The sequence below is a fragment of the Streptomyces sp. NPDC091412 genome, assembly GCF_044756885.1.
In the GTDB taxonomy this organism is placed as follows: Bacteria; Actinomycetota; Actinomycetes; order Streptomycetales; family Streptomycetaceae; genus Streptomyces.
Window position 1 is genome coordinate 77,538 of record NZ_JBIVTV010000004.1, and the last position, 22,322, is coordinate 99,859.

Consider the following 22,322-nt stretch of genomic DNA (forward strand, 5'->3'; position numbering starts at 1 on the left):
CCTGCGGCAACTGCCGGTCCAGCGCGAATCACGGCGCCTGGCCCAACGCGTCACAGGCATGCTGGGACATCACCCGGCCCGACCTGTGCGGCGAGAGCATCCCCAGACGCGGCTGCGGTGCGGTGATGAACATCAAACACCAGTGCTCCGGCGCCACCGTCTGCATCACGATCACCGACTGCGGACCGCGCACCAAGGACTGGTGCGGCGAGGCCACCTGCTGCAACGGCGCCTGCCGCAGCAACCGCGTCCTGGACCTGACCCCGGCCGCCTTCTCGGCGATCGGCAACCTCAGCTCCGGCAAGCTGCCGGTCTACATCTACGAGTGAGGGGGAGTTCGTCATGACGTACCGTCAGAAGGACGACGGCGGCCTGGGACGCCGTCGCTTCCTCACCACGGCCGCCCTCACCGGCGCCACCATCGTCGGCGCGTCCGCCCTCGGCGGCTTCGACGCCGACGCGGCCTTCGCCGCCGAGCCGTCGCTCGACCCGGCGATCCCCAAGTCGACGTTCGTGGAAGGCCGGATCACCGGCATCACCGGCAGTGTCCTGGAAATCGCGGGATCCTACGGTGACCACGCCCGGGTACAGATGACCAACGTCACCAGCGTCTGGAAGGTCCGGCCCACCACCGCGGCCGAGATCGAGATCGGGGACGGGCTGTACGCGCGGGGCGTCCCGATGCCGGACGGCACCGTCGCCGCCGACGCGGTGTGGGTGAACATCGTGAACATCGACACCACGATCCGCGGCATTGCGAAGAACCGCGTGCACTTCTCCCACGGGCAGCACGAAATCGTCGGCCACGTGCGTCAGGACACGACGAACGCCTCCTACGCGGGTCGCGCGCTCACCTCGGACCTGTCCCGGCTGCGCATCGGGCAGAGCGCCCAGGTGCTCGGCGCCTGGCGGCCGTCCGACAACTCGGTGGACGTCGTCCGTATCTCCGTCGGGCACTGACGGCCGGATCCGAGGAGGAGAAGGGGAGGGAAGGATGCTCTCACTGACAACGGGCCTCGTGCCGCTGGTCCTTGCGGGTCTGCTGGGGTGGACCGGCGTGGTCAAGCTCTTCGACCGGGACACCGTGCGCCGGGCACCGAAGACGGCGCTGGCCCGGATGCTGCGCAGCAGCGAGCGGGCGGCGCTGGTGCTGCGCGGCACCGGCGCCGTGGAACTCCTGCTCGCCGCGGGGTTGCTGGCCGTACCGGCGAACCCGGTGCCGGGCGCGGCCACGGCCGTCCTCGGGGCCGGGTTCCTCGGCTATCTCGGCTACGGCCGGGCGCTGGCACCGGAGTCCTCCTGCGGCTGTTCCGCGAACGAGGACACCCCGATCACCTGGCGGGCGTTCGCGCGTGCCGCCCTGGTGCTCGTGGGCGGCGCGACGGCGGCGGTGGCGCACGGGGTCTGGTGGTCCACGCTCACCGAACGGCCCGGTGGATCGGTCGTGTTCCTGGCCGTGGCGGTGGCCGTCCTGGTGGCGCTGTCGGTCGATCTCGACCGGTGGTGGCTGCTGCCGCTGCGCCGGCTGAGGCTGCGTGTCTTCGGGCATCCGCTCTTCGGCAGCGAGCCGGGGGACCGGGTGCCGGTCGCCGCCAGCGTCGAACTGCTGGAGAACTCCCTCGCCTGGCAGACCGCCTTCCCGGTGGTCCGGTCGGGTCTGCTGGACCACTGGGAGGAGGACGGCTGGCGGATCCTTCTGTACTCGGGTGTGCACGGGGCGGGGGCGAACGCGCGGCCGGTGTCGGTGGTCTTCGCCCTGGACGCCACGGCCAGCCGCGACACGCTGGGCGACCCGCTGGTCCGCGTCAGCTTCATCGACGCGAACACCGGCAACCGGGTGGCAGAGGACCTCCTGAACGCGGTCCCTCCGCGCAGGGCTCTGCCCACACTCGGCTGACGGGTTGGCCGTTCACGGCTCACCGCCCTCGCGGGGCCGGTGGGCCGTGAACGGAGGTGCGGGCTCCGTTCGCGTACGTCTCATGTGCAGGCGTGGTGGTTGGGCCTCTCGCTGGTGTGGGTGCGGGTGATCTCGGTAGCGTGTCGGCTGTTTCGTCCCAACCCACCTGCCCCACCAGGAGCCTGCTGTGAACCGCCGTCCAACCCGCCTGCTCACCACAGTCGTCGCCGGCACGGCGGCCGCAGTGCTCCTCGCCGGTTGCGGCGGAGGCGATGGCGACTCGAAGGCCAACGACAAGATCGCGGGCGCGGATACAGGGGGAGAGACTTCGGCTTCGCCGAGCGCGTCGGCCTCTGCGGCGGCGCAACGGCCCAAGATTCAGCTGCCGTCGGATCTGTCGTACACCTTTGACTGGCCGAGGACGGGGAACCAGGACAAGGACGCCGTGCTGGCCGACAGCGAACAGGCGATCAAGTCGGTGGACCTTGCCATCGTGAACCAGAACCCGCTCGACGCGGCGTACCGGTTCTACTACGAGGGTGAGGCCGCGGCGCAGACACAGCAGTTCATCGAGGCGTACGTGAAGGCGGAGGCACGCGCCACCGGCAGCTACCGCTACTACAGCCCGGTAGTCGATGTCAGCGGCGCCGACAGTGCGTCTCTTCTCTACTGTGAGGATCAGGGTAAGGCGTACGACCTGTACCTGAAGTCGAAGAAGGTCGACAAGACTTCCGTTACCAAGAACAGCTATGTCCTGTACAGCTCACGGCTGCACAGGAACGACAAGGGTGTCTGGACCATCGAGAAGCTTGCCTCGCAGAGGGGGAGCGCCAAGTGCCAGCCGTGATGGGGCATCTGCGGGGACTGCTTGTGCTGGCCCTGATCGTCCCGACCTTCGCAGGTGCTACTCCCGCCCTGGCGGACAACAAGATTGGCGGCGGTGCGCAGACGCCGTCCTCGGGGGAGGAGACTTCGGGCGGAGCCGACGGTGACACGATCTCCGCGACCGCCGGAGGCATTGTGTTCGACCGGTCCAAGAACGGCACCGGCAGCTCCGTGGGACCGGTCGCTCCGGTTTCGTCCTGGACCCCGCCCGCCTGCTGGTATGCCCCGAAGTACACGCCGGAGCAACTGCAGAAGTACTTGGAGCCGATCTGGGAGGCCGAGTCCACCGGGCACGAGTGGGACGCCCAGCAGCGTGACCGGTACGTCGACGGCAACCCGTACAAGGACTTCAACAAGGACAAGGCCGGCAAGGGCTACTGGTGGGACTCGTACGTCAACAAGGACTTCCCACCGGGTTGGGACAAGTGCGATGAGCCGATTTTCTGGGTCGACCAGAACGCCGCTCCACCCGCGAACATCGAGAATGCCGTGACTCCACGGATCCTCGCCGAACTCGCCTACAACGAGATCCGTGTCCCCGGTACCGAGGTGACGCTTGCCCCGGCCGGGGTGACCAAGGTGAATCTGCCGACCTGGGCGTGGCTGGACGGGGCGCGGTTCAGGCCGGTTTCCGTGACGGCTTCCGTGCCGGTGCTGGGGATTACCGCGACCACCACCGCCGAGCCGGTCTCGTTGAAGATCGATCCCGGTACGGCGGACGCCGAGACCTACCCCGCGTCAGGGGTCTGCGCGATCAACGGTGGCCGTATCGGTGAGGCGTACGCCAAGGGGAAGGCCGACCGGACACCGCCCTGCGGGGTGAAGTACCTGCGGTCGTCCGGCGACGGCTCGTACCGGTTGAGGGCCACCATCACCTGGAAGATTCACTGGACGGGTACCGGCGGTACCGGCGGGGATCTGCCCGAGGGAACCTTCGGCGACACCCAGGACGTCACGGTTCAGGAGATCCAGGCCGTGAACCGCTGAGCCGGAGTCGGACCACCGAAAACAGGGGGCGCCGCGGTGAACGGGTGGCGGGTTCGGAAGGTGCTCGAGCAGGTGCGCCGCCGGGGCCGCAGGCGGCGGGGCAGGAGTGGCCAGGCGGCCCGTAAGGTCAGGGCCCGTACGGCAACGGGCCCTGCCACCCGCAGTAGGGGGCGGCCCCGAGCCGCCCGGGGTCTACCGGTCCGGCCGGTGGGCGGGCACTGTGGGAGGGAACGGATTTCCGGCCTCCGACGATGCCCCGGCGAGGCCTGCCGGCCGGGGTGAGCCTAGGCGGTGACAGGCGCATGGCACTGGCTGCGGCCACGGCCCCGTACGAGCTGAGGTTCGACGCCGGGCGGGTCTGCCTGGATCTCCTCTCCACCACCCATCCCGTGGAACGGCTGGACTCCGTCGCGCCGCTGCGCGCGTGGATCACCGGATCGGGGCTGGTCCCGCCCGGCTGCCCACTGGCGCACGCCGACGCCTCCTGGCTCACCTGCTTCCGGGAACTGCGGCAAGACATAGGGAAGTTGGTGCGCGGCTGTCTCGCCCAGGAGGTCCGCGCCTACGATCTCGCGCTCGCCCGCGTCAACGACGTCGCCCGTACGGCGCCGCCGGCACCCCGCGCCGTACGAGGCGAAGACGGCACTCTCGTACGCGAGTTGGCGGGTCAACCCCCGTGCGCGGCCCTGCTCGCGGCCGTCGCCCGGGACGCCGTTGAGCTGCTCACCGATCCCGTGGCGCGGGCGGGTCTGCGCCAGTGCGAGGGCGACAACTGCCCGATCGTGTACCTGGACACGTCCCGGGGGCGCCGGAGGCGCTGGTGCTCCAGCGAGGTCTGCGGGAACCGCGAACGGGTGGCCCGCCACCGCCGACGCGCCGCCCTCTCCCGGACGTAGAGGGGTGGGGAGCGACAACTCCCGTATCCCATTTGCCGGTTGTGGGCGTTCCGTGCCAAAGTGATTTCGGTAACACTCCGTTTGGCTCCCGCCGGGAGCGGGCAGCGCCGGCACTCCAGCTCCTGTGTCGGAAATGTAAAGATCAAGCGGGGGGAATGTGCGCCCATGTCCTCCCTCGTCACGTCACCACCCAGAAATCCGTCGGCCGGTTTTGAACACGGCGCGCCCGGGATCCGTACCCGTCGGCGAGCGACCGACTGGGGGGAAGCCCCGGACACCGGAGGTGGGCGTGCGCAAGGATGCGGCCGTGGCCAATGAACGTGGATCGAGGGCCCGACATCGCATGTCCCAGTCCTCGGAACCTGATGAGGAGTTGATGCGTGCGCTCTATCGCGAGCACGCCGGACCTCTCCTCGCGTATGTCCTCCGGCTGGTGGCCGGCGACCGGCAGCGTGCCGAGGACGTGGTGCAGGAGACGCTCATCCGTGCCTGGAAGAACGCCGGTCAGCTCAATCGGGCCACCGGTTCGGTACGCCCCTGGCTGGTGACGGTCGCCCGGCGCATCGTCATCGACGGCCACCGCAGCCGGCAGGCCCGGCCGCAGGAGGTCGATCCGTCGCCGCTGGAGGTCATCCCCGCGGAGGACGAGATCGACAAGGCGCTGTGGCTGATGACGCTGTCGGACGCGCTCGACGACCTGACCCCGGCCCACCGGGAGGTGCTCGTCGAGACGTACTTCAAAGGGCGTACCGTCAATGAGGCAGCCGAGACACTGGGCATACCCAGCGGCACCGTCCGCTCGCGGGTGTTCTACGCCCTGCGGTCGATGAAGCTGGCGCTGGAGGAGCGGGGGGTGACGGCGTGATGAGCGTGTACGGGGGATTCGGAACGGGTGGTGCGGGTATGTCTGGGGCCATGCAGGGAACCCCGGCTCCGAACGAGCACGAGACCGTCGGCGCCTACGCCCTCGGGATTCTCGACGACGCCGAGGCAACCGCTTTCGAGGCGCACCTCGCCACCTGCGAGTGGTGCGCCCAGCAACTCGACGAACTCGCCGGGATGGAGCCGATGCTGGCCGCGCTCGCGGACCTGCCGGGCTCCGGCGCACCCGCGGTCGGCGAGTCCCTGTCGGCCAAGCCCAGCCCGCGCCTGGTGGAGAAGCTCGTCGACGAGGTCGCCGAGCGCCGCGCCCAGAAGCGCCGGCGTGGCTTCTACATGGTCGCGGCGGCGGCAGCGCTGATCATCGGTGGCCCGCTGACCGCGGTCGCGGTGAGCGGCTCGGACGGCGGCAGCACCGCGGTGGCCGCGAGCCCCGCGAAGTCCGCCTTCGAGTCGATGCCCGACAAGGTCACGGCGACGGACTCCACGACGAAGGTCACCGCGACGGTCGCCGTCGAGAAGAAGGACTGGGGCACGAACGCCGTTCTCGAACTGAGCAACGTCACCGGCCGGCAGAAGTGCTCGCTCATCGCCGTCGGCAAGAACGGCGAACGTGAGACGGTCACGTCCTGGTCCGTCCCGGAGTGGGGCTACGGCGTCCCGAACGCCAAGACGGAGGAGGCCAAGAACCCCCTCTACGTCCGCGGCGGCGCGGCCCTGGAGCCGAACCAGATCGACCACTTCGAAGTGATGACCTTCGACGGGAAACGACTCGTCGAGGTGCCCGCCTAGCCTCTGTGTGGCGGACCGCGTCTGCGACACGGTCCGCCGGACGGGCATTGGCTTCCGCGAGCGGGCCCCCTTCGCGTACGGTTGACGGCTGCCCAGCACGTCAGAAGGGGGCCCGGTGGCCGCACAGGCTCAACAGGATTCCGCGGTCGGATCGGTCCACGCCGCAGCGCACGAAGCGGCGCACGATTCCGTACGGGACCGAGAGATCGGTGTGGAACAGCAGCACCTGGACCGGGTGTACCGCCGCCTCGAGGAGAAGATCCACGAGGCCGAGTTCCTCATGCGCGACGCGGCCCAGCGCGGCCAGGTGGGTACACCCGGCGCGCTGGCCGAGCGCGACGCGCAGGTGTTCCGGGCGGGCATCCACCTCAACCGGCTGAACAACGAGTTCGAGGACTTCCTGTTCGGCCGTATCGACCTGCTGCTCGGCAAGGACGGCAGGAAGGGCCCGGACGGCGCGTACACCGCGGTCGAGCCGGCCGAGGGCGCGGTCCGCGAGGACGGCACGGCGGACATCGCCGAGACCCTGCACATCGGCCGCATCGGCGTCCTCGACGCGGACTACTCCCCGCTGGTCATCGACTGGCGGGCACCGGCCGCGGCCCCGTTCTACCGCTCCACCCCGGTCGACCCCGGCCGGGTCGTGCGCCGGCGGGTCATCCGCTCCAAGGGGCGGCGCGTGCTCGGGGTCGAGGACGACCTGATGCGTCCCGAGCTGAAAGCCTTCCTCGACGGCCACGAGCTGCCCGCGATCGGCGACGGCGCGCTGATGGCCGCGCTCGGCCGGGCCCGCAGCCACGCCATGAGGGACATCGTCTCCTCCATCCAGGCCGAGCAGGACCTGGTCATCCGCGCCCCCGCCGCCTCGGTGACGTACGTCGAGGGCGGTCCGGGGACGGGGAAGACGGCGGTCGCCCTGCACCGGGCGGCCTACCTGCTCTACCAGGACCGGCGCCGCTACGCGGGCGGCATCCTGATCGTCTCCCCGACGCCGCTGCTCGTGGCCTACACCGAGGGCGTGCTGCCCTCGCTCGGCGAGGAGGGCCAGGTCGCCATCCGGGCGATCGGCTCGCTCGTCGACGGCGCCGAGGCCACGCTGTACGACTCTCCTGCGGTGGCGCGGGCCAAGGGCTCGTACCGGATGCTGAAGGTGCTGCGCAAGGCGGCGCGGGGCGCGCTGGAGTCGAACGGCTCGCCGGACCGGCTGCGGGTCGTCGCCTTCGGCCGCCGGCTGGAGCTGGAGGCCGAGGAGCTCGACCACGTCCGGCGCACCGCCCTCGGCGGCACGGCGCCGGTCAACCTGCTGCGCCCGCGCGCCCGCAAGCTGCTGCTGGACACCCTGTGGGAGAAGTCGGGCGCCGCCGGCCGGCACACCGACCCGCAACTGGCCGCCGAGCTGCGTTCCTCCTTCGACGAGGACGTGACCGGTGAGGACTCCTTCGTCGCCTTCCTCGACGCGTGGTGGCCCGAGCTGACCCCGCCGGCCGTGCTCACCGCCATGGCCGACGAGCGGCGCCTGGGCCGCTGGGCGCGCCGGATCCTCAACCCGGGGGAGGTGCGCCGGGTGGCCCGCTCGCTGCGGCGGAACGGGTACTCGGTGCACGACATCGCCCTGCTCGACGAGCTCCAGGCGATCCTCGGCACCCCGGCCCGCCCGCGCCGGAAGCGCGAACTGGACCCGCTGGACCAGCTCACCGGTCTGGAGGAGCTGATGCCGGTGCGCGAGGAGTCGCAGCGGGAGCGGGCGGAGCGCCTCGCGCAGGAGCGCACCGAGTACGCGCACGTCATCGTGGACGAGGCACAGGACCTCACGCCCATGCAGTGGCGGATGGTCGGCCGCCGCGGCCGGCACGCCACCTGGACGGTCGTCGGCGACCCCGCCCAGTCCTCCTGGTCCGACCCGGACGAGGCGGCCGAGGCCCGCGACGAGGCCCTGGGCACCCGGCCGCGCCGCCGTTTCCAGCTGACCGTGAACTACCGCAACCCGGCGGAGATCGCCGACCTGTCGTCGAAGGTCCTCGCCCTGGCCATGCCCGGCTCCCTCGCGCCGACGGCCGTGCGCTCCACCGGGGTGGAGCCGCGCTTCGCCGTCGTCCGGGGCTCCGTGGAGAAGAGCGCGCGGGCGGAGGCCGAGCGACTGCTGGACCTGGTGGACGGCACGGTCGGCGTGGTCGTCGCCATGAACCGGCGCGAGGAGGCCAGGCGCTGGCTGGCCGGGCTCGGCGACCGGGTGGTGGCCCTCGGCAGCCTGGAGGCCAAGGGCCTGGAGTACGACGCGACGGTCGTCGTCTCGCCCGCGGAGATCGCGGACGAGTCCCCGGCCGGTCTGCGGGTCCTGTACGTGGCCCTGACCAGGGCCACCCAACAGCTGACGGTGGTCTCCGGGGAGCGGGACGAGCCGGACGGGGCCGGGGTGCCGGATCTGCTGCGGGACTGAACCCGGGGTAACCGCAGCGACGGGAATGGCCACGAGGGATCCGTTTGTTAGCCTGGATACGACACCGGCCCGATCCAAGCCCCCGGGCCCAACCTTCGTCGCTACGAGCGACCACTTGCCGCGAGGCGAGCATGGCGGGTCGGTGTCATACACACCTCCAGGAGGCCCACGTCACTCGTGTGACGTGGGCCTCTTTTGCCGCCTGCGCACCTTCCGTCGCTTCGCCGGTTCTCGTATGGTGGAATTCAGTTTCCGAAATCGACACCTCCAGGTGAACACAACGTCCACAACCCGGGGCGGCTAGCACGTACTCGGGGGTAGGTGCGACGATCGGACGGCAGAACTTCGCGACACGGTGAAAGCAGAGGAAGTCGGCCATGGCAACGGCGCCCAGCGTCTCCTACTCGATGACCATCCGTCTGGAGGTGCCGGCGGGCGGAACCGCCGTATCGCAGCTCACCACGGCCGTGGAGTCCTCCGGAGGCTCGGTGACCGGCCTCGACGTCACCGCGTCGGGCCACGAGAGGCTCCGTATCGACGTCACCATCGCGGCCACCTCGACGGCCCACGCCGAGGAGATCGTCGAGAAGCTGCGGGGCATCGAGGGCGTCACGCTGGGCAAGGTCTCGGATCGCACGTTCCTCATGCACCTCGGCGGCAAGATCGAGATGGCGTCCAAGCACCCCATCCGCAACCGTGACGACCTGTCCATGGTCTACACCCCCGGTGTGGCCCGTGTGTGCATGGCGATCGCGGAGAACCCCGAGGACGCCCGGCGCCTGACCATCAAGCGCAACTCGGTTGCGGTCGTGACGGACGGCTCGGCCGTGCTGGGCCTGGGCAACATCGGCCCGAAGGCCGCACTGCCGGTCATGGAGGGCAAGGCGGCCCTCTTCAAGCGCTTCGCCGGCATCGACGCCTGGCCGATCTGCCTGGACACCCAGGACAGCGACGCGATCGTCGAGATCGTCAAGGCGATCGCCCCCGGCTTCGCGGGCATCAACCTGGAGGACATCTCCGCGCCCCGCTGCTTCGAGATCGAGGCCCGGCTGCGCGAGGCCCTCGACATCCCCGTCTTCCACGACGACCAGCACGGCACCGCGATCGTCGTGCTCTCCGCGCTGACCAACGCGCTGCGCGTGGTCGGCAAGTCGATCGACAGCGTGCGCGTGGTGATGTCCGGCGCCGGCGCGGCCGGCACGGCGATCCTGCGGCTGCTGATCGCCGCGGGCGTGAAGAACGCCGTCGTCGCCGACATCCACGGTGTGGTGCACGCCGAGCGTGAGGACCTCGTCGGGGCCGCCCCGGACTCCCCGCTGCGCTGGATCGCGGACAACACCAACCCGGAGGGCCTGAGCGGCACGCTGAAGGAGGCCGTGCACGGCGCGGACGTCTTCATCGGCGTCTCGGCGCCCAACGTGCTCGACGGTGACGACGTGGCCGCCATGGCGGAGGGCGCGATCGTGTTCGCGCTCGCGAACCCCGACCCCGAGGTGGACCCGGCAATTGCCCGTCAGACGGCGGCAGTTGTGGCCACCGGCCGCTCCGACTTCCCCAACCAGATCAACAACGTGCTGGTCTTCCCGGGTGTTTTCCGCGGCCTGCTGGACGCGCAGTCCCGGACCGTCAACACGGAGATGATGCTGGCCGCCGCGCAGGCCCTCGCCGACGTGGTCACCGGGGACGAGCTGAACCCGAACTACATCATTCCGAGCGTCTTCAACGACAAGGTCGCCGGCGCGGTGGCCGGGGCGGTCCGGGAGGCGGCCGCGAAGACGGCGGCAACGGCGTGACGATTGCCACGGCGCGGCGAAACCGGCGCGTCGTGAAGCACCCCGCCGCCGGTGGAGCCTTATCGTGACGGCCAGGCTCGGGCATCTCTTCGTGTGACTCCCAAGGGTGTTCTCACGACTCCTATGGGTGCCGGATTGGCATTCGCGCCGCAGGTGGGGGCAGGATGCCTCCCTGGGCGCGAGGGTTCGGCGACGGACCCGGGTCCGGGGACTCACCGAGGACCCTGGCAGCATCGGCTTCGCTGTGCCCAACATGCGGCCTCGCCGCAACGGTAAGAAGAACACGGGAGTAACAACATGAACCGCAGTGAGCTGGTGGCCGCGCTGGCCGACCGTGCCGAGGTGACCCGCAAGGACGCCGACGCCGTGCTGGCCGCGTTCGCCGACGTCGTCGGCGACATCGTCTCCAAGGGGGACGAGAAGGTCACCATCCCTGGTTTCCTGACCTTCGAGCGCACCCACCGTGCCGCTCGCACCGCTCGCAACCCGCAGACCGGCGAGCCGATCCAGATCCCGGCCGGCTACAGCGTGAAGGTCTCCGCGGGCAGCAAGCTCAAGGAAGCGGCCAAGGGCAAGTGACCTCGCCGTCTCGTACGCCGTGGGACGGCGTACGAGACGCTGCAGGCCGTCACGACGCCAATGGGGCGGTCCCCCTCACCGGGGGCCGCCCCAAAGTCGTACCCGCGTTCCCCCGGCGCCCGCCGGGGGAACGCGGACCAGCCGAGGGCCCGGCTGGGGGGTTCGGTCAGCCGAGGGCCTGGCCCGGGAGCTCCACCTTGGCGCCCAGCTCCATGAGCTTCTCCATGAAGTTCTCGTAGCCGCGGTTGATCAGGTCGATGCCGTGGACGCGGGAGGTTCCCTGGGCGGCCAGGGCCGCGATCAGGTACGAGAAGCCGCCGCGCAGGTCGGGGATGACCAGGTCGGCGCCCTGGAGCCGGGTCGGGCCGGACACCACCGCGGAGTGCAGGAAGTTGCGCTGGCCGAAGCGGCAGTCGGAGCCGCCCAGGCACTCGCGGTAGAGCTGGATGTGGGCGCCCATCTGGTTGAGCGCGGAGGTGAAGCCCAGACGCGACTCGTACACCGTCTCGTGGATGATCGACAGGCCCGTGGCCTGGGTCAGGGCGACCACCAGCGGCTGCTGCCAGTCGGTCTGGAAACCGGGGTGCACGTCCGTCTCCAGCGCGATGGACTTCAACTGGCCGCCCGGGTGCCAGAAGCGGATGCCCTCGTCGTCGATCTGGAACGCGCCGCCGACCTTCCGGTAGGTGTTCAGGAAGGTCATCATCGACCGCTGCTGGGCGCCGCGGACGTAGATGTCGCCCTCGGTGGCCAGCGCCGCGGACGCCCAGGACGCCGCCTCCAGCCGGTCCGAAAGGGCCCGGTGGTTGTAGCCGCCGAGCTTCTCCACACCCGTGATCCGGATCGTGCGGTCGGTGTCGATCGCGATGATCGCGCCCATCTTCTGCAGGACGCAGATCAGGTCCTCGATCTCCGGCTCCACGGCCGCGTTGGACAGCTCGGTGACCCCCTCGGCCAGCACGGCCGTCAGCAGCACCTGCTCGGTCGCGCCGACGGACGGGTACGGCAGCCGGATCTTCGTCCCGCGGAGCCGCTGCGGGGCCTCCAGGTACTGCCCGTCGGCCCGCTTCTCGATGACCGCGCCGAACTGCCGCAGCACGTCGAAGTGGAAGTCGATGGGCCGGCCGCCGATGTCGCAGCCGCCCAGGCCGGGGATGAACGCGTGCCCCAGCCGGTGCAGCAGCGGCCCGCAGAACAGGATCGGAATGCGCGAGGAGCCCGCGTGCGCATCGATGTCGGCGACATTGGCGCTCTCCACCCGGGTCGGGTCGAGCACCAGCTCACCCGGTTCGTCACCCGGACGGACCGTCACCCCGTGCAGTTGCAGCAGACCGCGCACGACACGCACGTCACGGATGTCCGGAACGTTGCGCAGGCGACTTGGCTCACCGCCCAGCAGGGCGGCGACCATGGCCTTTGGTACGAGGTTCTTCGCACCGCGGACACGGATCTCGCCCTCCAGCGGGGTTCCGCCGTGGACAAGCAGGACGTCATCAGTGCCGTTGACGGTCATGTATCTCGCGTTCCGATGAGGTGGGCAGGATCCGGCCGATCACTTCGGAGGGGGCCGGAGAGACAGGGTAATCGCCGTGCGCCCCCCTGCAGAAAGCCCGTCGGCGGCCCGGGTTGGCTCGGGACCCTGCGCCAACACGCCCCGTTGAGCGTCGGGCACGTGCGGTCACCGCGGCGGCCGTGCGCCGGTGACGCTTCCGTGTCCCCTGAGCTGCGCTCACCCCCGTAGCCGGATTGGCTCCCCATGCGCAGGGAAGATGCGGGATCATGTCTGGCATGACCGAGGTGTCCTCGCTCACAGGGCGGCTGCTCGTGGCTACGCCCGCCCTGGCGGACCCGAACTTCGACCGTGCGGTGGTGCTCCTTCTCGACCACGACGAGGAGGGCTCCCTCGGTGTCGTCCTCAACCGTCCCACCCCCGTGGACGTGAGCGATATCCTGGAGGGCTGGGCGGATCTCACCGGGGAGCCCGGCGTCGTCTTCCAGGGCGGCCCGGTGTCGCTGGACTCCGCACTCGGCGTCGCCGTCATCCCCGGCGGCTCCGGCGGGGGCGCCCCGCTGGGCTGGCGCCGGGTGCACGGCGCGATCGGTCTCGTCGATCTGGAGGCACCTCCCGAGCTGCTGGCCTCCGCCCTCGGCTCGCTGCGGATCTTCGCCGGATACGCCGGCTGGGGCCCCGGCCAGCTCGAGGACGAGCTGGCGGAAGGGGCCTGGTACGTCGTCGAGTCGGAACCCGGCGACGTGTCCTCCCCGTCCCCCGAGAGACTGTGGCGCGAGGTGCTGCGCCGCCAGCGCAACGAACTGGCGATGGTCGCCACATATCCGGACGACCCTTCACTCAACTGATGCCCGGGGCCTTCAGTACCCTTGCCGTATGAGCACTCTCGAGCCCGAGCGCGGCACTGGTACGGGTACCCTCGTCGAGCCGACGCCGCAGGTGTCCCACGGCGACGGCGACCACGAGCGCTTCGCCCACTACGTCCAGAAGGACAAGATCATGGCGAGCGCCCTCGACGGTACGCCCGTCGTGGCGCTGTGCGGCAAGGTGTGGGTGCCGGGCCGCGACCCGAAGAAGTACCCCGTCTGCCCGCTGTGCAAGGAGATCTACGAATCCATGAGCGGCGGCGGCGAAGGCGGCGACGACAAGAAGAAGTAACCGGCTCCCCGCTCGGCAGAGACTCGCAGGGCCCCCGAGGCGCGCTCCGACGTGCCTCGGGGGCCTGTGTCGTCGGACGGCCCGTGCACGATGTGCAACGCTCGTTGCGCCGTGTCGCGGCCGACGCTACCCATGGGTGGCATGACCGACGTGATTCCGGCCCCGCGCGCCGCGGCCGTCTCCCCGGACCGCGCCGTCCCGCTCGACCGGGGCACCACCCTCTGGGCCGCCGAGGGCACCGGCGGCACGGAACGCTGGCTGCGCGGCACACTCGGCGCGGCCCTCGGCCTGCCCTTCCCGCCCGGCGCCGAGGACGACCCGGACTCCGTACGGCTGCGCCTGGACGACTCCCTGGAACCCGAGGCGTACCGGCTCGACGCCGTCGCCGGCCGGGGTGCAGAGATCCGCGGCGGCTCCCCGGCCGGGGTGTTCTGGGGTGCGCAGACCCTGCGTCAGCTGCTCGGCCCCGACGCCTTCCGGCGCGCCCCCGTACGGCCGGACGCCGCCCACGCGGTCCCGGCGGGGGTGATCGAGGACGCCCCCCGCTTCCGCTGGCGCGGCCTGATGCTCGACGTGGCCCGCCACTTCATGCCGAAGGACGGCGTCCTGCGCTACCTCGACCTGATGGCCGCGCACAAACTCAACGTGCTGCACTTCCACCTGACCGACGACCAGGGCTGGCGGATCGAGATCAAGCGGTACCCGAGGCTGACGGAGGTCGGCTCCTGGCGGGCGCGGACGAGATTCGGCCACCGGGCGTCCCCGCTGTGGGAGGACAAACCGCACGGCGGCCACTACACCCAGGACGACATCCGGGAGATCGTCGCCTACGCGGCCGAGCGGCACATCGCCGTCGTCCCCGAGATCGACGTGCCCGGGCACTCGCAGGCCGCCATCGCCGCGTACCCGGAACTCGGCAACACCGACGTCGTCGACACCGCCGCCCTCACCGTCTGGGACGACTGGGGCGTCAACCCGAACGTCCTCGCCCCCACCGACACCACCCTGCGCTTCTACGAGGGCGTCTTCGAGGAACTGCTCGAACTGTTCCCCGCGGACGCCGTGACGTCCAACGGGTCGGGGATCTCGGGGTTCGTCCACATCGGCGGTGACGAGTGCCCCAAGGAGCAGTGGCGGGCCTCGCCGGCCGCGCAGGCGCGGATCGCGGAACTCGCACTGGCCGGCGAGGACGAGCTCCAGGCCTGGTTCGTCGGCCACTTCGACGCCTGGCTCACCGCGCGCGGGCGAAGGCTCATCGGCTGGGACGAGATCCTGGAGGGCGGCCTGGCGGCGGGGGCCGCGGTGTCGTCCTGGCGCGGGTACGAGGGCGGGATCGCCGCCGCGCGGGCCGGCCACGACGTCGTCATGTGCCCCGAGCAGGAGGTGTACCTGGACCACCGCCAGGCCCCGGGCGAGGACGAGCCCGTGCCGATCGGCTTCGTGCGCACCCTGGAGGACGTCTACCGGTTCGAGCCGGTCCCCCCGGAGCTGGACGGGGCCCGGGCCCGCCATGTGCTGGGCGCGCAGGCCAACGTGTGGACCGAGGTGATGGAGGATCAGGCACGTGTGGACTACCAGGCGTTCCCCAGGCTGGCCGCGTTCGCCGAGGTCGCCTGGAGTGCCCTGCCCGCCCCGGCGGAACGGGACTTCGCGGATTTCGAGCGGCGGATGACCGCCCACTACGGGCGTCTGGAGGCCCTGGGCGTCCGCTACCGGCCGCCCACCGGACCGCACCCGTGGCAGCGGCGCCCCGGCATCCTCGGGCGGCCCCTCGACGGTCCGCCGCCGAGGTAGCGGGAGGCGGCGGACCGGCCGGCTCCGCCCGCCGTCTCGAACAGGTGCCGGAAAAAGGTCGCAAGTGTCAGCGAAGAGTGGGAATTCGCTCGCACCGGTGATGGTGTGCCAAATCGGACCATGTCCCCGATGAGGTGGGCGAATGCCACCTAGCGGACCCCTGTCTTCGGGCCCTGCGAAGATGTGCCAGAGTTGCCACGTCCGCCCTGTCGGCACGTACCGTACGGCAGCACAGGTGGGACCAGCGGGGGCAGCGGGAAGGGGCAGCCGGTTTTGACCACGCACGCACCTCAGGCGGCGCAGGCCGTCACGCTGCCCACGACGCTGAACGAGGCGGTGGCGGCACTCACGGCCATGCCCGCCGCGGTGCCCGTGGCGGGCGGCACCGACCTCATGGCCGCCGTCAACTCCGGGCAGCTCAGGCCCACCGCGCTGGTCGGCCTCGGCCGGATCAGCGAGATCCGCGGCTGGCAGTACCAGGACGGCCACGCGCTGCTCGGTGCCGGGCTCACCCACGCGCGCATGGGGCGCCCCGACTTCGCCGCGCTGATCCCGGCGCTGGCCGCCGCCGCGCGCGCCGCGGGCCCGCCGCACATCCGCAACGCGGGCACCCTGGGCGGCAACATCGCCTCCGCCGCCCCCACCGGGGACGCGCTGCCGGTGCTGGCCGCCCTGGAGGCGATCCTGATCATCGCGGGCCCGGGCGGAGCCCGCCGGGAGATCCCGGTGTCGCATCTGCTGGCCGGCGTGGAGATGCTCCGCGCGGGCGAGCTCATCGGCTACGTGCGCGTGCCGCTGCTGCACGCGCCGCAGGTCTTCCTCAAGGCGACCGGCCGCACCGGACCGGGCCGCGCGGTCGCGTCCGTGGCGCTGGTCCTCGACCCGGCCCGGCGCGGGGTGCGGTGCGCGGTGGGCGCCATAGCGCCGATGCCGCTGCGGCCGCTGGACGCCGAACACTGGGTGGCTCAGCTCATCGACTGGGACAACGGCCGCGTGATCGTCCCGGAGGCGCAGAACGCCTTCGGCGAGTACGTGGCCGCGGCCTGCATCCCCGATCCGGTTCCCGCCGAGGACGGCTCCGTGCAGCAGCTTCCGCCCGCCGTACTGCACCTGCGGCGCACTGTCGCCGCGCTGGCCCGACGAGCACTGGGGAGGGCGCTGTCGTGACCGACGACCAGCACGCGGAGGGCACGCCGGGCAGCGGCGGCCGATGGGACCCGCTGCCGCAGGGCGAGTACGACGACGGCGCCACCGCGTTCGTGAAGCTGCCCGAGGGCGGTATCGACGCCCTCCTCGCCGCCCACAGCCCGCTCGCGGCGCCCGGCCACGGGTACGTGCCGCCGCCGATAGCGGTCACACCCGCCCCGCAGGAGGCGACCGACCCGGTGGGGACGGGCGGTTGGGCCGTGCCGGGCGTGCCCGCCCAGGGCGCCCAGTGGCCCGACCCGAACGCCGTGCCGCAGGACGCGGGCGCGGACGACCGGTTCACGTACCGTCCGGAGGCCACCCAGCAGTGGAACTTCGACGAGACCCAGGCGGGCCCGGCCGCTCAGGCCCCTCCCGCGCCCGGACAGGACGTGACCGGGCAGTGGTCGATCCCGGTCGCCGGGGGTGACATCCCGGACGAATCAGGCGAGTTCACCACGTCGTCGCTGGTCCAGCAGTGGGGCGGAACCCCTCCGACCACCCTCCCCGGCGGCGCGGCCGCCCCATGGGCCACGGAGGAGGTCGGCCAGGCCTGGAGCCGCCCCCGCACCGGAGCCGAGGCGCCCGGACAGCCTGGCGAGCCCCCGGCGGGCGACCCGCACGGGAGCGCACCGGCCGCGCACACCTACGAGAACGGACCGACCGGCGCCGCGTTCCCGGCCGGAGGGCCGGCCGCGGGCGGGCAGGGTGCCGGGCCGGCTGAGGCGGCGTACGGCTCGCGCGCGGACGTGCGGTTGCCGGGACCTCCCGCTGCGGGCGATACGACCGGTGGTGGTTCCCCGGTCGGTGGGCCGGGCGGTGGCGGAAACGGTGCCGGGGCGGCGGAAGCCGCGTACGGGACGACGGTGGACGGCTCGCGCGCGGACGTGCGGTTGCCGGGACCTCCCGCTGCGGGCGATACGACCGGTGGTGGTTCCCCGGTCGGTGGGCCGGGCGGTGGCGGAAACGGTGCCGGGGCGGCGGAAGCCGCGTACGGGACGACGGTGGACGGCTCGCGCGCGGACGTGCGGTTGCCGGGACCTCCCGCTGCGGGCGGTGTGGCCGGTGGTGGTTCCCCGGCCGGAGGGCCCGGCGCGGGCGCGCACGGCGCCGGGGCTGTCCAGGACGCGTACAGCGCCGGGACTTCGGCGGGCGGTGCGCGCGAGGGCGAGCCGGCGGCTTCGGGCGCGGGCCGTGCGGACGGCCGTCCGGCGGGGGTCCAGCACGCGGCCGAGGGGCCGGCGTCGGAGGCCGCCCGGCCATTCCCGCCGACCGTGACCGGACCCGGCGCGGACACCGCCGCCGCTCGGGGACCCGAGGCTCCGCATGGGCAGGGCGCGGCCGCCGTACCCGGGCGGGGCGCCACCGGTTCACCGGCGGAGCGGCAAGCCCAACTCCGCGCGGAACAAGGCGCGCAGGCCTCGCGGCCCCGGTCCGAGTCCCCGGCGGAGTCCGACGCGGACTCCCCGCGGCCGGCCTCCGGCGCGACCGAGACCGGCGAAGGCCCCCGAGGGGCCGTGGAGGGCGCCGAGGGGCCCGCCGGGTCGCCCGCACGGCCCGGCTCGCCGCAGGAGGCCCAGCCGTCCTCCCGGGCCGCCGGAGAGCCCGTCACGGGCTCCGGCTCCGCGACCCCGGACGGCGCGGACGCCGGCCCGGACCCGGACGCCGGACAGCCGGACGCCGCCACCCAGGAGGACCCGCCTCCCGCGCCCCCGCAGGACGAGCACCCGCTCGCCTCGTACGTGCTGCGCGTCAACGGCGCCGACCGGCCCGTCACCGACGCCTGGATCGGCGAGTCGCTGCTGTACGTGCTGCGCGAGCGGCTCGGACTCGCGGGCGCCAAGGACGGCTGCTCGCAGGGCGAGTGCGGCGCCTGCAACGTACAGGTCGACGGACGCCTGGTCGCCTCCTGCCTGGTGCCCGGGGTCACCGCGGCCGGCAGCGAGGTGCGCACGATCGAGGGACTGGCCGTGGACGGGCAGCCCTCGGACGTGCAGCGGGCGCTCGCCCGGTGCGGCGCGGTCCAGTGCGGCTTCTGCGTGCCCGGCATGGCGATGACCGTGCACGACCTGCTGGAGGGCAACCCGGACCCGACCGAGCTGGAGACCCGCCAGGCGCTGTGCGGCAACCTGTGCCGCTGCACGGGCTACCGGGGCGTCCTCCAGGCCGTCAAGGAGGTCGTCACCGAACGCGAGGCGCACACGGCGGCGGACGAGGCCGAGCAGGAGGCCGAGGAGCCGCGCATCCCCCACCAGGCGGGTCCGGGCGCCGGCGGGGTCCACCCCTCCGCGTTCGACACCCCGGCACCGCACGACCCCTACGGCCAGGACGGAGGCCAGGCGTGAGCAACGAAGCCGCCACCGCCGCCGCGGAGACCGCCCCCGCGCCCGAACCCCTGCCGCACGGTCTCGGCTCCTCACTGCCGGCCGCCGACGCCCGCGCCAAGACGGAGGGCACCTTCCCGTACGCGGCCGACCTGTGGGCCGAGGGCCTGCTGTGGGCGGCCGTACTGCGCTCGCCGCACCCGCACGCGCGGATCGTGTCCATCGACACGGCACACGCGCGCGAGATGCCCGGCGTACGGGCCGTCGTCACCCACGAGGACGTCCCGGGCCGCCCCGTGTACGGCCGCGGCACGCCCGACCGCCCGGTGTTCGCCTCCGAGGTCGTACGCCACCACGGCGAGCCCATCGCGGCCGTGGCCGCCGACCACCCGGACACCGCGCGGATGGCCGCCGCCGCCGTCATCGTCGAGTACGAGGTGCTCGACCCGGTGACCGATCCCGAACAGGCTTTCGAGGCCGAGCCGTTGCACCCCGACGGCAACCTGATCCGGCACATCCCGCTGCGCCACGGCGACCCGGAGGCGGCCGGCGAGGTCGTCGTCGAGGGCCTGTACCGCATCGGCCGCCAGGACCCGGCCCCCATCGGCGCCGAGGCCGGTCTCGCGGTGCCCCGCCCCGACGGCGGGGTGGAGCTGTACCTGGCCTCCACCGACCCGCACACCGACCGCGACGCGCTCGCCGCCTGCTACGGACTGGAACCCGAGCGCGTGAAGATCGTCGTCACCGGCGTGCCGGGCGCCACCGCCGACCGCGAGGACCAGGGCTTCCAGCTCCCGCTCGGCCTGCTCGCGCTGAGGACCGGCTGCCCGGTGAAGCTCACGGCGACCCGCGAGGAGTCGTTCCTGGGCCACACCCACCGCCACCCGACGCTCCTGCGCTACCGCCACCACGCCGACGCCGAGGGCACGTTGGTCAAGGTCGAGGCGCAGATCCTGCTGGACGCGGGCGCCTACGCCGACACCTCCTCCGACGCCCTCGCCGCCGCCGTGTCCTTCGCCTGCGGCCCCTACGTCGTCCCGAACGCCTTCATCGAGGGCTGGGCCGTGCGCACCAACAACCCGCCCTCCGGCCATGTCCGCGGCGAGGGCGCGATGCAGGTGTGCGCCGCCTACGAGGCCCAGATGGACAAGCTGGCCAAGAAGCTCGGCCTGGACCCGGCCGAGGTGCGCCTGCGCAACGTCATGGCGACCGGCGACGTGCTGCCGACCGGCCAGACGGTGACGTGCCCGGCCCCGGTCGCCGAACTGCTCCAGGCCGTACGGGACCACCCGCTGCCGCCGCTGCCCAAGGACGTCCCCGAGGACGAGTGGCTGCTGCCCGGCGGCCTCGAGGGAGCGGGCGAACCGGGCGCGGTGCGCCGGGGCGTGGGCTACGGCCTGGGCATGGTGCACATGCTCGGCGCGGAGGGCGCCGACGAGGTCTCCACGGCGACCGTGCGGGTCCAGGGCGGCGTGGCGACGGTGCTGTGCGCGGCGGTGGAGTCCGGCCAGGGCTTCACGACGCTCGCCCGGCAGATCGTCCAGGACACGCTCGGCATCGACGAGGTGCACGTGGCCCCGGTCGACACCGACCAGCCGTCGGCCGGCGCGGGGTGCCGGGGCCGCCACACCTGGGTGTCGGGCGGCGCGGTGGAACGCGCGGCGAAGATGGTCCGCACCCAGCTCCTCCAGCCGCTCGCCCACAAGTTCGGCATGTCCACCGAACTGCTCCAGATCACCGACGGCAAGATCACGTCGTACGACGGCGTGCTGTCCACCACGGTCACGGAGGCGCTGGACGGCAAGGAGCTGTGGGCGACCGCCCAGTGCCGTCCGCACCCCACCGAGCCGCTGAACGAGTCGGGCCAGGGGGACGCCTTCGTGGGCCTGGCCTTCTGCGCCATCCGCGCGGTGGTGGACGTGGACATCGAACTGGGCTCGGTACGGGTCGTGGAGATCGCCCTCGCCCAGGACGTGGGCCGGGTGCTCAACCCGGCCCAGCTGGCCGCCCGGATCGAGGGGGGCGTCACCCAGGGCGTGGGCATCGCCCTCACCGAGAACCTGCGCACCCCGCGCGGACTGGTCCGCCACCCCGACCTCACCGGCTACGCCCTGCCCACGGCCCTGGACGCGCCCGACGTCCGGATCGTGAAACTGGTCGAGGAGCGGGACGTCGTCGCCCCCTTCGGCGCGAAGGCGGTCAGCGCGGTACCGGTGGTGACCTCCCCGGCGGCCGTCGCCTCCGCGGTGCGCGCCGCCACGGGCCGTCCCGTCAACCGTCTGCCGATCCGCCCGCAGGCCGCGGTCGTGACCACGCAGTGAGCGGTGTTCGCCCGCGGTTGCCCGGGCTGGAAGGGAACGCCGGGCGCCCGCCCGGCGTCTTCCGTTCTGAGGCGTTGTCAGTGAGGGGGCGTAGTCTTCGGGCAGTGGGGGAAAGGGCCGTCGCCCGAGGCGCGGCGCCCGGACCGCCCAGCCCGGGACGCCGTCCGTTCCGGAACCTGAACCGAACCGCACGGGGGAGCGATGAGCACGACCGACACCATTGTCAGGGTGATCACCCTGCCCGAGGCGGGCCGCGATCTGCGCCGTGGGTACGGCGAGTTCGCGTTCCGCCCGGCGGCGGCTCCCACCCGCCCGGCGGCCCGTGTCCGCGCGGCGGTGCCGGCCGTGAGGCCCGGCACCGCCTCCGGGCTGACCCTCGACCTGCGCGCCCGCCTGCTGCACCGTGAGTTCGGCCACGGCCGGATCGCGCGCTACGAGGAAGTCGACTTCCCCGCCACGCTCACCCACGAGCCCACCCGCCGCTTCCTGCGCGACACGGGCCTGCCCGAGGACGGCGTACTCCTCCAGTCCGACACCGACGTACCCCTGCCGACGCTCGCCGAGTTCTGCGCCGACGAGTGCCCCGACGACTTCTGGCCGGACGAACTTCCCGCCCGCGCCCACCAGTTGATACGCCTCGGCCGCTTCGCAGGCGGCAGCAGCCTGCTGGTCGACGGCACCACCGGCGCGGTCCTCATCTGGACCGGCCCCGAAGCCGCCCCGGCCCCCCTCAGCAAGGACGTCTCCACCCTCGCCTTCACCCTCTGGCTCCTGCGCCGCCGGGCCACCCGCCGCTGAACCGCTCGGTCGCACGGCCTACGACCAAGGTCCCGGCCGCGGGCCGACTCCCGACAGGGGCCAAAGTGGACTGCGCACCTTACGCTG

Annotated in this window: 19 protein-coding genes; 18 read left to right on the top strand and 1 reads right to left on the bottom strand. The window is 72.3% G+C overall.

The window, feature by feature from the left end:
• The first annotated feature begins 125 nt into the window (after nt 1-125).
• The 11 genes from ACIQMV_RS11660 to ACIQMV_RS11710 all read left to right on the top strand — a co-directional run bounded on the left by ACIQMV_RS11660 (nt 126) and on the right by ACIQMV_RS11710 (nt 11,145).
• A complete protein-coding gene (locus ACIQMV_RS11660; RefSeq protein ID WP_402592510.1) occupies nt 126-329 on the top strand; it encodes an RlpA-like double-psi beta-barrel domain-containing protein in 204 nt (67 codons plus the stop codon).
• A gap of 13 nt (nt 330-342) precedes the next feature.
• Complete coding sequence (locus ACIQMV_RS11665; protein WP_402592511.1) at nt 343-960, top strand: cell wall protein; 618 nt, start codon at nt 343-345, stop codon at nt 958-960.
• Nucleotides 961-994: 34 nt separating this feature from the next.
• Entirely contained in the window at nt 995-1,897 is a 903-nt protein-coding gene (locus ACIQMV_RS11670) for a MauE/DoxX family redox-associated membrane protein (RefSeq protein ID WP_402592512.1), read from the top strand.
• Nucleotides 1,898-2,084: 187 nt separating this feature from the next.
• Nucleotides 2,085-2,744: a hypothetical protein gene (locus ACIQMV_RS11675; RefSeq protein WP_402592513.1), complete on the top strand. Its 660-nt coding sequence runs from the start codon at nt 2,085-2,087 to the stop codon at nt 2,742-2,744.
• Nucleotides 2,732-3,769 (top strand): hypothetical protein, encoded by a 1,038-nt coding sequence (locus ACIQMV_RS11680; RefSeq protein ID WP_402592514.1) that lies wholly within the window; start codon nt 2,732-2,734, stop codon nt 3,767-3,769. The genes ACIQMV_RS11675 and ACIQMV_RS11680 overlap by 13 nt, the downstream gene beginning before the upstream one ends.
• 302 nt (nt 3,770-4,071) lie before the next feature.
• On the top strand, nt 4,072-4,665 hold the full coding sequence (locus tag ACIQMV_RS11685) for a CGNR zinc finger domain-containing protein (protein ID WP_402592515.1): 594 nt from the start codon (nt 4,072-4,074) through the stop codon (nt 4,663-4,665).
• Between the two features lie 343 nt (nt 4,666-5,008).
• Nucleotides 5,009-5,530, top strand: coding sequence for a sigma-70 family RNA polymerase sigma factor (locus tag ACIQMV_RS11690; protein ID WP_019056398.1), 522 nt, complete (start codon nt 5,009-5,011; stop codon nt 5,528-5,530).
• Nucleotides 5,530-6,336, top strand: coding sequence for an anti-sigma factor (locus ACIQMV_RS11695; RefSeq protein ID WP_373996187.1), 807 nt, complete (start codon nt 5,530-5,532; stop codon nt 6,334-6,336). Before ACIQMV_RS11690 ends, ACIQMV_RS11695 begins: the two co-directional genes overlap by 1 nt.
• 115 nt (nt 6,337-6,451) lie before the next feature.
• Entirely contained in the window at nt 6,452-8,773 is a 2,322-nt protein-coding gene (locus ACIQMV_RS11700; protein ID WP_402592516.1) for a HelD family protein, read from the top strand.
• Between the two features lie 377 nt (nt 8,774-9,150).
• A complete protein-coding gene (locus ACIQMV_RS11705; protein WP_402592517.1) occupies nt 9,151-10,566 on the top strand; it encodes an NAD-dependent malic enzyme in 1,416 nt (471 codons plus the stop codon).
• Nucleotides 10,567-10,863: 297 nt separating this feature from the next.
• Entirely contained in the window at nt 10,864-11,145 is a 282-nt protein-coding gene (locus tag ACIQMV_RS11710) for an HU family DNA-binding protein (RefSeq protein ID WP_003990598.1), read from the top strand.
• Between the two features lie 166 nt (nt 11,146-11,311).
• On the opposite strand, the gene murA is transcribed toward ACIQMV_RS11710, so the two are convergent.
• Nucleotides 11,312-12,658 (bottom strand): UDP-N-acetylglucosamine 1-carboxyvinyltransferase, encoded by a 1,347-nt coding sequence (gene murA, locus ACIQMV_RS11715; protein WP_141360524.1) that lies wholly within the window; start codon nt 12,656-12,658, stop codon nt 11,312-11,314.
• A gap of 275 nt (nt 12,659-12,933) precedes the next feature.
• Between murA and ACIQMV_RS11720 the strand changes: the two genes are divergently transcribed.
• The 7 genes from ACIQMV_RS11720 (at nt 12,934) to ACIQMV_RS11750 (ending at nt 22,235) form a co-directional block, all read left to right on the top strand.
• Nucleotides 12,934-13,503 (top strand): YqgE/AlgH family protein, encoded by a 570-nt coding sequence (locus ACIQMV_RS11720; protein ID WP_402592518.1) that lies wholly within the window; start codon nt 12,934-12,936, stop codon nt 13,501-13,503.
• Nucleotides 13,504-13,531: 28 nt separating this feature from the next.
• Nucleotides 13,532-13,813 carry a DUF3039 domain-containing protein gene (locus tag ACIQMV_RS11725; protein ID WP_141360526.1) on the top strand — a complete coding sequence of 94 codons (282 nt, stop codon included), beginning with the start codon at nt 13,532-13,534 and terminating at the stop codon, nt 13,811-13,813.
• A gap of 141 nt (nt 13,814-13,954) precedes the next feature.
• On the top strand, nt 13,955-15,607 hold the full coding sequence (locus ACIQMV_RS11730; protein WP_402592519.1) for a beta-N-acetylhexosaminidase: 1,653 nt from the start codon (nt 13,955-13,957) through the stop codon (nt 15,605-15,607).
• A gap of 273 nt (nt 15,608-15,880) precedes the next feature.
• Complete coding sequence (locus tag ACIQMV_RS11735) at nt 15,881-16,774, top strand: xanthine dehydrogenase family protein subunit M (RefSeq protein ID WP_141360528.1); 894 nt, start codon at nt 15,881-15,883, stop codon at nt 16,772-16,774.
• Nucleotides 16,771-19,137 (top strand): 2Fe-2S iron-sulfur cluster-binding protein, encoded by a 2,367-nt coding sequence (locus ACIQMV_RS11740; protein ID WP_402592520.1) that lies wholly within the window; start codon nt 16,771-16,773, stop codon nt 19,135-19,137. The genes ACIQMV_RS11735 and ACIQMV_RS11740 overlap by 4 nt, the downstream gene beginning before the upstream one ends.
• On the top strand, nt 19,134-21,437 hold the full coding sequence (locus ACIQMV_RS11745) for a xanthine dehydrogenase family protein molybdopterin-binding subunit (RefSeq protein WP_402592521.1): 2,304 nt from the start codon (nt 19,134-19,136) through the stop codon (nt 21,435-21,437). The genes ACIQMV_RS11740 and ACIQMV_RS11745 overlap by 4 nt, the downstream gene beginning before the upstream one ends.
• Before the next feature lie 201 nt (nt 21,438-21,638).
• Nucleotides 21,639-22,235, top strand: coding sequence for an SUKH-4 family immunity protein (locus tag ACIQMV_RS11750; protein ID WP_402592522.1), 597 nt, complete (start codon nt 21,639-21,641; stop codon nt 22,233-22,235).
• Nucleotides 22,236-22,322 lie beyond the last annotated feature (87 nt).